A 12848-nucleotide genomic window follows, 5' to 3' on the forward strand; every position below is an offset into this window, starting at 1 on the left:
CGCTGGCGCGTGTCGCCACATGCCTGAGGCCCCGTTAGCCGCGTTCGAATTCAAAGCAAAGGAACCACCGTGCCGACTTCCTCGCACACCGCCAGCCCGCTTATCGAAACCCTGCCGCCGCAGCGCGTGCTCGCGGTCAACGATCTGACGGTCGCGTTCCGCCGCGGCGACTCGACCTTCAACGCGGTGCGCAATCTGTCGTTCGCGGTCGAGCGCGGCGAGACGCTCGCGATCGTCGGCGAATCGGGCTCTGGCAAGTCGGTCACGTCGCTGGCGCTGATGCGGCTGATCGAGCATGGGCGGCGGCCGTCTTGCCGGCGGCAGCATCGCATTCCGGCGGCGCGACGGCAGCGTGCTCGATCTCGCGAAGACGTCGTCCGGCACGATGCGCACGGTCCGCGGCGCCGACATCGCGATGATCTTCCAGGAGCCGATGACCTCGCTCAATCCGGTCTTCACGGTCGGCGATCAGATCAGCGAGGCGATCGCGCTGCACCAGGGCAAGAGCCGCGAGGCGGCGCGCGCCGAAACCTTGCGTCTGCTCGAACTCGTTCGGATTCCAGAAGCAAAGCGCGTTGCCGCGCGTTTCCCGCATCAGCTGTCGGGCGGCATGCGCCAGCGCGTGATGATCGCGATGGCGTTGTCGTGCAAGCCCGCGCTCCTGATCGCCGATGAACCGACCACAGCGCTCGACGTCACGATCCAGGCGCAGATCCTGCAACTGATTCGCGGCTTGCAGGACGAGATGAACATGGGCGTGATCTTCATCACGCACGACATGGGCGTGGTCGCCGAAGTGGCCGACCGCGTGCTCGTCATGTATCGCGGCGAGAAGGTCGAGGAGGGCGCGTCGGACACGCTGTTCGCCGCACCGTCGCATCCGTACACGAAGGCGCTGCTCGCGTCGGTGCCGCGGCTCGGCTCGATGCACGGCACCGATCAGCCCGCGCGCTTTCCGATCCTGAGCGTCGAGCAGGCCGGTGCGAATGGCGCCGATGCGGCGGTGCAGCCGGCGGCGGCTGTCGCCGAAGAAGCGCAGCCGCTGGTGCGCGACGACACGCCGCCGATCCTGCGCGTGCGCGACCTGGTCACGCGCTTTCCGGTCCGCAGCGGCCTGTTCGGCCGTATGACGGGCCGTGTGCATGCGGTCGAAAAAGTCAGCTTCGATCTGCGGCCCGGCGAAACCCTCGCGCTGGTCGGCGAGTCGGGCTGCGGCAAGTCGACCACGGGCCGCTCGCTGCTGAGGCTCGTCGAAAGTCAGAGCGGCTCGATCGAATTCAATGGCAAGGAAATCAGCTCGCTCAGCGGGCCCCCATTGCAGGCGTTGCGCCGCGATATCCAGTTTATTTTCCAGGACCCGTTCGCCTCGCTGAATCCACGCTTGACCGTCGGCTTTTCGATCATGGAGCCGCTGCTCGTGCACGGTGTCGCGCAGGGTGCCGAAGCGCAGGCGCGCGTCGCGTGGCTGCTCGAGAAAGTCGGCTTGCCGGCCGAAGCCGCGCGCCGCTATCCGCATGAGTTTTCGGGCGGGCAGCGTCAGCGTATCGCGATTGCTCGCGCGCTCGCGCTGAATCCGAAAGTCGTGATCGCCGACGAATCGGTGTCCGCGCTCGACGTCTCCGTGCAGGCGCAGATCGTCAATCTGATGCTCGACCTGCAGCGCGAGCTCGGCGTCGCGTATCTGTTCATTTCGCACGACATGGCGGTGGTCGAGCGGGTCAGCCATCGCGTCGCGGTGATGTATCTCGGCCAGATCGTCGAGATCGGTCCGCGTCGCGCGGTGTTCGAGGCGCCCCAGCATCCGTACACGAAGAAGCTGATGAGCGCGGTGCCGGTCGCCGATCCCGCGCGCCGTCACGCGCAACGCCTGCTCGCCGCCGACGATATTCCGAGCCCGATTCGCGCGCTGCACGACGAGCCGGTCGTCGCGCCGCTCGTCGCGGTGGGACCGGATCATTTCGTCGCGCAGCATCGCGTCGGCGGCGCTTATTGAGCGAAGCGCCGCATCGCATTGAAGCGGAAGACCTGAAGCGCGAGACCCGAAGCATCAGCAATCGAAGCAACAGCAAGAGAAACATCAGCAATAGAAGCCACGCCAATCATAACGGCCCCTGTCACATCCTTAACCCGCAGCCTGGAGCAATCTCATGAACCTGCTGTTCCCGTCCTCTCCGTTTCGTTTGCGCGCGCTCGTCAGCGGCGGCGCGGTGGTGTTCGCGGCGCTCGCGGGCAATCTGGCGCACGCCGAAACGACGGCCGTGATGGCCGTCGCGTCGACCTTCACGTCGCTCGATCCGTACGACGCGAACGACACGCTGTCGCAGGCGGTCGCGAAATCGTTCTATCAGGGGCTGTTCGGCTTCGACAAGGACATGAAGCTCGTCAACGTGCTTGCCGACAGCTATGAGGCGAGCCCCGACGCGCGCGTCTATACGATCAAGCTGCGCCATGGCGTGAAGTTCCAGGACGGCACCGACTTCAATGCGGCCGCCGTGAAGGCCAACTTCGACCGCGTGACCGATCCGGCCAACAAGCTGAAGCGCTACAACATGTTCAGCCGCATCGAGAAAACGGAAGTTGGCGATCCGTACACGGTGCGCGTCACGCTGAAGGCGCCGTTCTCGGCGTTCATCAACGTGCTCGCGCATCCGTCTGCGGTGATGATCTCGCCGGACGCGCTGAAGAAGTACGGCAAGGACATCGCGTTTCATCCGGTCGGCACGGGCCCGTTCGAACTCGTGAAGTGGGACCCGGCCGGCGACCTGACCGTGAAGAAGTTCGCCGGCTACTGGAAGAAGGGTTATCCGAAGATCGATGCGATCGACTGGAAGCCGGTCGTCGACAACAACACGCGCGCCGCGCTGATGCGCACCGGCGAAGCGGACTTCGCGTTCCAGGTGCCATTCGAGCAGGCCGCGCAACTGCAGTCGAGCCCGAAGATCGATCTGATCGCGGCGCCGTCGATCATCGAGCGCTACATCAGCATGAACATGAACCAGAAGCCGTTCGACAACCCGAAGGTGCGTGAAGCGCTGAACTACGCGGTCAACAAGGAAGCGCTGACGAAGGTCGCATTCGCCGGGTACGCGACGCCGGCCGACGGCGTCGTGCCGCAGGGCGTCGACTATGCGGTCAAGCTCGGACCCTGGCCGTACGATCCCGCGAAGGCGCGCGAACTGCTGAAGGAAGCGGGCTATCCGAACGGCTTCGAAACGACGCTGTGGTCCGCGTATAACTACTCGACCGCGCAGAAGGTGATCCAGTTCGTGCAGCAGCAGCTCGCGCAGGTCGGTATCAAGGCCAGCGTCGAGGCGCTCGAAGCGGGTCAGCGCGTCGCCAAGGTCGAAAGCGCGCAGGACCCGGCGACCGCGCCGGTGCGGATGTACTACGCGGGCTGGTCGTCGTCGACCGGCGAGGCCGACTGGGCGATCAGCCCGCTGCTCGCGGGCTACTCGATTCCGCCGAAGATGGTCAACACGTCGTACTACAAGAGCGACGCGGTCGACAACGATCTGAAGCAGGCGCTCGAAACCACCGACCGCACGCAGAAGGCCACGCTCTACGCCGACGCGCAGAAGCGCATCTGGGCCGACGCGCCGTGGATCTTCCTCGTCAAGGAGAAGGTCGTATATGCGCGCAGCAAGCGTCTGTCGGGCGCTTACGTCGCGCCGGACGGCTCGTTCAACTTCGACGAGATCGCGATCAAGTGATGAGCTGACGAGGCGGCATGCGCAGACGGCGGTTCACCCAGCCCGCCGCCGCACACGAGTCCTCGTTGCCCGCCTGATTTGCCGCTCATTTGCCGCTCATTTGCCGGATTGGTTTCATGCTGAACTTCCTCGTCAAACGTCTGCTAGGCCTGCTGCCGACGCTCTTCATCGTCGCCGTGCTGGTGTTCCTGTTCGTGCATCTGCTACCGGGCGATCCGGCGCGGCTCGCCGCCGGTCCTGAAGCGGACGAGGCGACCGTGGCGCTCGTGCGCTCCGACCTCGGGCTCGACAAGCCGCTGCCGCGGCAGTTCGTCCGTTTCTTCTGGCGGATGGCGCATGGCGACTTCGGCGTTTCGACGCGCAGCAAGCGGCCGGTGAGCCAGGAGATTGCGGAACGCTTCTTCCCGACGTTGTGGCTGACGATCGCGAGCATGGTGTGGGCGGTCGTGATCGGCATGGCGATTGGCATCGCCTCGGCGGTGTGGCGCAACCGCTGGCCGGACCGCCTGGGCATGACGCTCGCGGTGTCGGGCATTTCGTTTCCGGCGTTCGCGCTCGGCATGCTGCTGATGCAAATTTTCTCGGTGCAACTCGGCTGGCTGCCGATCGTCGGCGACGGTTCGTGGCGCAGCTACGTGCTGCCGTCGCTGACGCTCGGCGCGGCGGTCGCGGCCGTGATGGCGCGCTTCACGCGGGCCTCGTTCGTCGAAGTGCTGCACGAGGACTTCGTGCGCACCGCGCGCGCGAAGGGCGTGCCCGAGCGGCTCGTGATCATCAAGCACTGCCTGCGCAACGCGCTGATTCCCGTCGTCACGATGATGGGTCTGCAGTTCGGCTTTCTGCTCGGCGGCTCGATCGTCGTCGAAGTGGTGTTCAACTGGCCGGGCCTCGGCCGTTTGCTCGTCGATGCGGTGTCGATGCGCGACTATCCGATCATTCAGGCCGAGGTGCTGTTGTTCTCGCTCGAATTCATCGTCATCAACCTGATCGTCGACGTGCTGTACGCGGTGATCAACCCGACCATCCGTTTCAAGTGAGGCCCGCATGAGCACCACTGCCACCGGGCCGAATGCGGCCACTCCCGTTGCCTCCGAACGCGCGATCCGCACACCGTGGAGCGAATTCTGGCGCAAGTTTCGCAAGCAGCATGTCGCGCTGGCCGCCGGCGTGTTCGTGCTGCTCCTGATCGTGGTCGCGATCATCGCGCCGCATATCGTGCGGTACGACCCCGAGAACTTCTTCGACTACGACGCGCTGAACGCGGGGCCGTCGGCCGCGCACTGGTTCGGCGTCGATTCCCTGGGCCGCGATATCTTCAGCCGCATCCTCGTCGGCTCGCGCATTTCGCTCGAGGCAGGCTTTCTGTCCGTGGCGATCGGCGCGGTGATCGGCACGTTCTTCGGTCTGCTTGCCGGTTACTACGAGGGCTGGTGGGATCGCATCACAATGCGCGTGGCCGACGTGCTGTTCGCGTTCCCCGGCATTCTGCTCGCGATCGGCGTGGTCGCGATTCTCGGCAACGGCATGATCAACGTGATCTGCGCCGTGGCGATCTTCAGCATTCCGGCGTTCGCGCGGCTCGTGCGCGGCAATACGCTGATGCTCAAGCAGCTCACCTATATCGAAGCGGCACGCAGCATCGGGGCGTCGGACTGGACGATCATCGCGCGGCACATTCTGCCGGGCACGATTTCATCGGTCGTCGTGTACCTGACGATGCGCATCGGCACGTCGATCATCACGGCGGCGAGCCTGTCGTTTCTCGGCTTGGGCGCGCAGCCGCCGACGCCCGAGTGGGGCGCGATGCTCAACGAAGCTCGCGCCGACATGGTGACCGCGCCGCATATCGCGCTGTTTCCGAGCCTCGCTATCTTCCTGACCGTGCTCGCGTTCAACCTGCTCGGCGACGGTCTGCGCGATGCGCTCGATCCGAAGCTGGATCGGCCATGAGCATGAGCAGCCATCATTCGGCTGAGCGCGCGCCGCATATCGGCACGTTGCCGGCCGGAGCGCTCGGCACGATCGCCGACGTGGACGGCGTCAGCGTCGGTCATTGCACGCTTGCCGAAGGCGCGCTGCAAACCGGCGTGACCGTGATCCGGCCGCATCGCGGCGATCCGTTCGTCGACAAGGTGCCGGCCGCCGCATCAGTGATCAACGGCTTCGGCAAGAGCGTCGGGCTCGTGCAGCTCGACGAACTCGGCACGCTGGAGACGCCGATCGCGCTGACCAACACGTTCGGCGTCGGTACGGTCGCGCAGGCGCAGATCCGCGCGGCGATTCGCGCGAATCCGCGCATCGGCCGCGAATGGTCGACGGTCAATCCGCTCGTGTTCGAATGCAACGACGGCTACCTGAACGACATTCAGGCGCTTGCCGTGACCGAACGGCATTTCAACGAAGCATTCGACGCGGCAAGCGCCGATGTCGCGAGCGGTGCGCTCGGCGCGGGGCGCGGCATGTCGTGTTTCGATCTGAAGGGCGGCATCGGCACTGCGTCGCGCGTGTTCAGTGCGGCGGGCCGCGACTACACCGTTGGCGCGCTCGTGCTTGCCAACTTCGGCCGGCTGCCGATGCTGACGATCGACGGCACGCCGCTCGGCCGCATTCTGGCCGAACGCGCGGCCGTCGCTGAGGCGGCGAATGCTGCCAATGCCGCTGCTAACGCGACCCCCGATCAACCCGAGCAAGGCTCGATCATCATGATCGTCGCGACCGATGCGCCGCTCGACGCGCGCCAGCTGAAACACCTGTCGTTGCGCGCGGCGGCCGGTCTCGCGCGTACCGGCTCGGTATACGGCCACGGCAGCGGCGATATCGCGCTCGCGTTTTCGACCGCGTACACGGTGCCGCACGGCGCGGACTTCGTCGTGCTGCCGCCGCTGGTCGCGGATCACTGTATGGACCCGCTGTTTCGCGCCTGCGCCGACAGCGTCGAGCAGGCGATCGTCGATGCATTGTGGAGCGCCGAGACCGTCACGGGTCGCGACGGCCATCGGCGGCTGTCGCTGCGCGACAGCGTGCCGGACCTTGCCCACCTGCTGAGGAATTCCGCGCGATGAAAGTCCTGATCTCCACCGACATCGAAGGCATCGCCGGCGTGTTCCATGCCGAGCAGACGCGCGCGGGCAACGGCGAATACGAAGCCGCGCGACGCTGGATGACGCTCGAAGCCAATGCGGCCGTCGAAGGCGCGTTCGCGGGCGGCGCGACCGACGTGTGGGTCAATGATTCGCACGGCGGCTTTCGCAACCTGCTGCCCGATCTGCTCGATCCGCGCGCCCAGCTCGTGCTCGGCAAGCCGCGCATGCTCGGCATGATGGCCGGGCTCGAATACGGTGCGGCGCTGGTCTTCATGATCGGCTATCACGCGAAGGCGCAAACGCGCGGCATCCTCGCGCACACGATCAACAGCTTCGCGTTCGCGCGCGTGGCGTTCAACGGCGTGGAGCTGGGCGAAGCGGGGCTGTACGGTGCGCTCGCCGAAGAATATGGCGCGCGTGTGGTGCTTTTATCGGGTGACGACGTGTTCGCCGAGGAAACCGCGCCGCGTTTTCCCGGCGCGCGTTTCGTCGTCACGAAGACCGCGACCGGGCAAGCAAGCGGCGTCACGCAGTCGCCCGCGAGCGTGCGCGAGGCGATGCGGGCCGCCGCGCGCGACGTGGTCCGTCAGCATGTCGAAGCGGGCCGCGCGCCTGCCGCGACGCGCGCAGAGCCGCGAACGATCGACTGCGAACTGCGCGTGCAAACGAGCGGGCTCGCCGATCTGTTCTGCCAATGGCCGACGCTTACGCGCGTCGATGGCGTGACGTTGCGCTTCAGTGCGGCGTCGGCCGAGCATGCGGTGCGAATGCTGAACTGTCTGTCGGCGATGTCGTTCATGCTGCGCTGAGCCGCGCGGCGTCGAGCCGCCGGCCTACTGCTGCTGCCGGCTCAACTCGCGCGCCGCGTGATCGATCGCCTCCGCCACCGCCCCGGCGTGCGACACCGGCGCGAGATGGCTCGACGCGACCGGTACCACCTTCGCGCCGATGCGCGCGGCGATCATTTTCTGCAGATCGGGCGATACCGCGTGGTCTTTCGTCGTCAACACGTACCACGACGGTTTGTCCTTCCAGCCGACCTGATCGACCGGTTCGTCGAATGCGCTCGCGGCGATCGGCACCTGCGCGGCGGCGAGCACGCGTGCGACGGTCTCGGGCACGTCGGCGGCGAGATCGGCGTGATAGCGCGCGCGATCGATCCACAAAAACCCGTTCGCGTCCTTGCTGATGCTCTGGCCGGCCGGCATCGGGCCGCCGGCCTTCATCACGTCCATCGCCGATTCGTGCAGTTGCGGCGCAAGCGCGGCGACATACACGAGACCGGCGACGTTCGGCGCATTCGCGGCGACCTCGGTGATCACGACGCCGCCCCACGAGTGACCGACCAGCAGCACCGGACCGTTCTCGCGATCGAGCACGCGGCGGGTCGCGGCGACGTCGTCGGCGAGCGAGGTCAGCGGGTTCTGCACCGAGCTCACGTGGTAACCCTTTTGCTGCAGCTTCGCGACCACGCCGTTCCAGCTCGATCCGTCGACGAACGCGCCATGCACGAGCACGATGTTGCGCACCGGGCCGCCGAGCGCGGCGGCAGGCGGCTTGCTGGCAGTAGCGGGGGCAGGCGCTGGCGCAGGCTGGCCGCTTGCCTGCGACGCGGCGTCATCGGCCGGTTGCTGGGCGGCGGGCACCGTCTGCGCGAGCGCGGACGTACTGACGACCGCGAAACAGAGGCACAACACGGCGGCGCAAAGCAGACGTTTGGGCAACATATTGAAGCTCCGCGGCGTGAAAAGTGGACTTCGGGAACATACCCGGGCGCCATCCCCGTGACAATCACAATCCGCGCGCTTAAGTGCGGCGCAGAACGAAGCGGGCGGCTCCGAATGTCAGAGGAATATCGGGCGGGGTAAAATTAGCGGTTTGCTAGGCCGGACCGTATAGTCCAGCCGTGCAATCTGCCACAGCGCTGCCTTCGACAGCGTTCCACGCCCAGCGGCGACATGCGGCGACCACATGCGGCGACCACATGCGGCGAACACAGCGGCGCTGACACCGGGCTTGTCGGTCTCGGTGTGGCTCGTGCCGGCATGGTTCGTGCTGATGTGGGGCGGCTACATGATCAAGCGACGCCGCGAGGTTGCGCGCGCTGGGATGGGAGCCGCGAGCCGATAAGCGCCGATCGGCGCGACGCGCGTGGCATGCCGCCACGAACGCCGCAATTCGCCGCCAACGAACCATCTTGACGCGTCGAAGTTCCCGACATAGGTCGGTCTCGTGTGGGCGAGCGCACAGATCGATTTTTGCGAATCGGTAATCTCTGTCCGGTCGTCCGGCGAAGCAGGCATGGCTGGGCATGCCGGCCATCCCCGGACCGTACCGGCGACATGGTCTGCTGGTACGCCCTGGCTAGCGCGGGTCTCAAGGGCGCAGCAACTCCCACGTTGATTGACGTACCGCGGAGAGACACCATGTTCAACGCAGGCGCCGTACGGACCAGGTCGAACTTCGGCGCGGGTGCCGCGCTCCTTTTGCTGATTGCAGTAGCCTGCCTCGCGCTGCGTATCCTGCACGTCGTCGCGAAGTTTCGTGGCAACGTCCCTGACGCCTTCGGCGATTTCAATTTCTACCTGTACGCCTTCAACGTCGTGCTGCATGACCCGGCGCGCCTGTACGATCACGACGCGCTCATCGCGTTTTTGCAGGGCATCGGCGCGCGCTCGACGGGCGACGACATCTTCTACGCTTACCCGCCGCAGTTCGCGCTGGTGTTTGCGCCGCTCGCGCTGCTGACGCCGCTCGCCGCGAAAATCGTCTGGGTGAGTACGTCGATCGTGTTGTTCTCGGTGGCTTTGTATCTCGTCGTCGCGATGGCGTACCGCGGCACGGAGCGCAGCGTGAACCTGCTGCTGGTGGCGGTTGCGCTGCTGAGCTTTCCGCTCGTCGAAGATACCTACGATGGCCAATCGAACGAACTGCTGTTCTTCCTGTTGATTGCGACTTTCGCGCTGATCGAGCGTGGCAAAGGTTATGCCGCTGGACTCTTTCTTGGCTTTGCGATCGCGATCAAGCTCACGCCCCTGGCCGTTGCCGGCCTGCTGTTGCTGCGTCGCGAATGGCGGACGTTCGTGATGGCGAGCATCGTTGCGATTGCGTTGACGCTGATCACCGGAGCGCGCGTCGGCTTCGACGTTTTGTGGCACTACTTCGTGTCGGACATGCCGCGCCTGAACGGCATGGCACTGGCGATGAGCGGTGGCGGCGCGCCGATGAACAATGCCGTGAGGGGCGCGCTGCAGACGCTATCGGCGACGGTCGGCATGCCGGTGTCCGGTACGTTGCTGTCGATTGCTTCGCATGCGTTGGTGCTGGCTGCTTGCCTGCTGTCCGCGTATCTGGTGTTTCGCCGCCATCGGGACAGCCGCATCGACTACGCGCTCGCTTCGATGACGATGCTCGTGGCTTATCCGATCCTCGAGCCGATCCACATGGTGCTCGCGTTGATCCCGTTGCTGATTTTGCTGGGCACCGCTTTCGAAGCGCGCGGCGGGCAGCTGTCGGCGCTCGGTCCGAGACTGGAGATGCTGCTGGCCGCGGTCGTCGTGGTCTTGCTGTTCTTTGCGGCGCGATTCGTGTCCTATACGGTCGCGGCGCTGATCACTTACGGGCTCTGTGTCGCAAGGTACTTTCCACCGTCGGGAGTGAGGCGGCGAGGGCGTGCTTACCAGCCTGGATGAATGATGATGCGACTTGCGATGTTTTCCGGACGATTGGGAATCGGGAAGATTGTTTGATGGTGCCAGGGCCGGAATGGAAAAATTCCTGCTAACGCTTTGCTGGGGCGGGTTCGTGAAATTTGCCCGGTGCTGATACCGCCAACGTTCTACACCTGTAGACTGCCGCAATGACCCAAGAAATCGATTACCTCAATCCCAGCCTTCCTTCTGGCCTTCGGCGCGTGTCGATGCCCGTGGTCGATGCGACCCCAACAACGCTCGATGGATTCGGCAGGCTTGTAGCCGACCCGAGCGAGTGTTCGATCGAGATTGTGCAGTGGCCGGCAATGGGTGCAAGGCCCGTTGACGCTGGAACCGGTGATGAGGCAGGCACCACCGAAGGCACATTTGTGAGCGAATGGCGCGGGGACATTCTGTACGGTCGAAACGAGGCTGTGGGCGGCAACTACATCCTTGCGTACGCAGTGGAGCCTGAAGCAGCCCGTGACGACAACACCAATGTACCTGAGCGCATGTTGCTTTGGCACGCGAACTACCACCCAGACGGTGGACAACTGTTCTTTCCTCTCGACCATCGCCCGTTCTACGTTCCCTTGGCGCTGCCCGGGGACGACATAGCGCCAGAGAACTTCGTGTGCTTTCGCTTTGACGGACAGCAGGGCCTCTACATCCATCCAAACATCTGGCACGAAGGTGTGTTCACTCTCGAAGGAACCCAGCGGTTCTTTGACAAGCAGGGCGCCGTCCACGCGCGCGTCTCTGTCGACTTTGGCCGCGAGTTTGGTTGTCTCCTCGAGGCACCGATTGCCCGCGACGCCCAACCCCTCCGAGGCGGCGGCCTACAGCGGTAGGGAGAAGGGAACACGCGCTCCCGACCCTCCAGGGACCTTCAGCTTTCTCGATAACGGCCGCTCGGCAGTCGGGGCAGAACTTGGTTGGCACCTGAGCGGTCTCTACGCTCGAACTCGCTCCGGCATTAAACCGCTGGTCCCTCAGGAGGTTGTTCGCGGATCGCCACAGCGATGGAACTTCCAATAATTGATGCTATTCCAACGATGGATAAGAAACTCAGCGTCTCGCCCCATACGATGAAGCCGAATAACGTGGCCCAAATGATACTGGTATAGGTATACGGTGCTAACGCTGCTGCACTCTCTCGCCTTACCGCGACAGTGAAAAGGAGCTGGCCCACTGTGGCGAAAACAGCCAGCAATGCCATGATCGCCAGATCTCTGAGTGTCGGAGTGCGCCAAGCGAAAACAAGAGACAACCCGGTTACCACAGTCCCGAAAGCTGTGAAGTACAGAACGGTTATGCCGGAGTCGTCGCTGGTTCTGAGTTTTCGAATTTGAATCATGGAAAGCGCACCGCATAGGGCGCTTGATAGCAGAAGGATGGGGCCAATGAGATTCGATAAACTACCTTGAGGTCGCACCACCAAAAGAACACCTACGAAGCCGATGCAAGCAGCAATGGCGTTGCGGGCTAGCAAACGCTCGCCGAGCATGAATGGCGCGAGAAGAATGACGAAGATCGCTTCTGAATAAACAATTGCGACGGCCTCGCTCAAGGGCAGATAAGGCAGTCCCGCGAAAAACAATGCTGAAGCGCCGAGCAGAGTCAGAGCGCGGATAGTCTGCCCGCGAATGTCAAGATTACGAATTCGAGCCGTTATCGAGGGTCCATGCATACTGACTGCGACAGCAGGGACCATCCCAAATAACATACGGAAAAACGTGACTTCGTTCGCGGGGTAGCTGAGCGCCACGGCTTTGCCAAGTGCATCGACGACCGCAAAACAGAACATGGATACGAGTATCAAAGCAATGCTTTGATATTGGGCGGTGCGCTCGGCAACGATATCGTTAAGTCGCATGTATTCTCGTTGGACAGGCTAGGCGGTTCGACGGACGACGAAACAGGAAGGAAGGCGGCTCGATTGTCGACGATCTCCCAGGGTTAGTCCAATGTCCGGACTCTGGCCGAACCCGGTCCGATAGCTGAATTGAGAACCGCTTGCCGGCCCGCAGCGGATGATCGCGTCGCAAGCCGACCCTCAACGGCCCTACGCGGTCGCGATGGCTCGAAGGCCGCTTCCAGCGGTACAGTGGTCATTCGTAGACACGACATACCATTGTCATATCGTCCCAATGTCCCAAGCAATGTTACGTCTCCGAAAGCCGCTCAGCCGGCGACTCCCAATGCCTGCCCGGTGCAAAGCCACTGCATATTGGACTCGAGCGACGCTGCAATCCGTTTGATTGCGTTGAGCGGAGGCACCGCAATTCCCCGGCGCCAGAACTGAACAGTTCGGAGCACAGGCTTATCGCACTCGACCAGAAGCGCACTCGCGTGCGTGCAGT

10 protein-coding genes and 1 pseudogene are annotated in these 12848 nt (G+C 64.1%); 9 read left to right on the forward strand and 2 right to left on the reverse strand.

Translation table 11 applies throughout. The features are described from left to right. Positions 1-69 precede the first annotated feature (69 nt). From OKW44_RS33615 to OKW44_RS33640, 6 genes and pseudogenes are all read left to right on the forward strand, one after another. Positions 70-1993: pseudogene (locus OKW44_RS33615) on the forward strand (dipeptide ABC transporter ATP-binding protein). Between the two features lie 154 nt (positions 1994-2147). Continuing rightward, the gene (gene gsiB / locus OKW44_RS33620; RefSeq protein ID WP_018421561.1) at positions 2148-3710 is read left to right on the forward strand and encodes a glutathione ABC transporter substrate-binding protein GsiB; all 1563 of its coding nucleotides are present in this window, start codon (positions 2148-2150) and stop codon (positions 3708-3710) included. Positions 3711-3826: 116 nt separating this feature from the next. Beyond that, on the forward strand, positions 3827-4747 hold the full coding sequence (gene gsiC / locus OKW44_RS33625; RefSeq protein ID WP_018421560.1) for a glutathione ABC transporter permease GsiC: 921 nt from the start codon (positions 3827-3829) through the stop codon (positions 4745-4747). Positions 4748-4754: 7 nt separating this feature from the next. Further along, positions 4755-5660 (forward strand): glutathione ABC transporter permease GsiD, encoded by a 906-nt coding sequence (gene gsiD / locus OKW44_RS33630; RefSeq protein WP_018421559.1) that lies wholly within the window; start codon positions 4755-4757, stop codon positions 5658-5660. Next, positions 5657-6772 (forward strand): DmpA family aminopeptidase, encoded by a 1116-nt coding sequence (locus tag OKW44_RS33635; RefSeq protein ID WP_018421558.1) that lies wholly within the window; start codon positions 5657-5659, stop codon positions 6770-6772. Before gsiD ends, OKW44_RS33635 begins: the two co-directional genes overlap by 4 nt. Next, positions 6769-7602: a M55 family metallopeptidase gene (locus OKW44_RS33640; RefSeq protein ID WP_018421557.1), complete on the forward strand. Its 834-nt coding sequence runs from the start codon at positions 6769-6771 to the stop codon at positions 7600-7602. The genes OKW44_RS33635 and OKW44_RS33640 overlap by 4 nt, the downstream gene beginning before the upstream one ends. A 24-nt stretch (positions 7603-7626) precedes the next feature. Here OKW44_RS33640 and OKW44_RS33645 read toward each other — a convergent pair whose 3' ends face one another. After that, positions 7627-8520: an alpha/beta fold hydrolase gene (locus tag OKW44_RS33645; RefSeq protein ID WP_018421556.1), complete on the reverse strand. Its 894-nt coding sequence runs from the start codon at positions 8518-8520 to the stop codon at positions 7627-7629. A 244-nt stretch (positions 8521-8764) separates the two neighbouring features. Between OKW44_RS33645 and OKW44_RS33650 the strand changes: the two genes are divergently transcribed. From OKW44_RS33650 to OKW44_RS33660, 3 genes are all read left to right on the forward strand, one after another. After that, on the forward strand, positions 8765-8923 hold the full coding sequence (locus OKW44_RS33650) for a hypothetical protein (RefSeq protein ID WP_018421555.1): 159 nt from the start codon (positions 8765-8767) through the stop codon (positions 8921-8923). A 296-nt stretch (positions 8924-9219) separates the two neighbouring features. Then, positions 9220-10485, forward strand: coding sequence for a glycosyltransferase family 87 protein (locus OKW44_RS33655; RefSeq protein WP_018421554.1), 1266 nt, complete (start codon positions 9220-9222; stop codon positions 10483-10485). Between the two features lie 167 nt (positions 10486-10652). Then, complete coding sequence (locus tag OKW44_RS33660; protein WP_026225994.1) at positions 10653-11336, forward strand: ureidoglycolate lyase; 684 nt, start codon at positions 10653-10655, stop codon at positions 11334-11336. A gap of 125 nt (positions 11337-11461) precedes the next feature. Here OKW44_RS33660 and OKW44_RS33665 read toward each other — a convergent pair whose 3' ends face one another. Continuing rightward, on the reverse strand, positions 11462-12361 hold the full coding sequence (locus tag OKW44_RS33665) for a DMT family transporter (RefSeq protein ID WP_018421552.1): 900 nt from the start codon (positions 12359-12361) through the stop codon (positions 11462-11464). Between the last annotated feature and the right edge of the window lie 487 nt (positions 12362-12848).

The sequence above is a fragment of the Paraburkholderia lebeckiae genome, from assembly GCF_050436325.1.
GTDB classification, from domain to species: Bacteria; Pseudomonadota; Gammaproteobacteria; order Burkholderiales; family Burkholderiaceae; genus Paraburkholderia; species Paraburkholderia tuberum.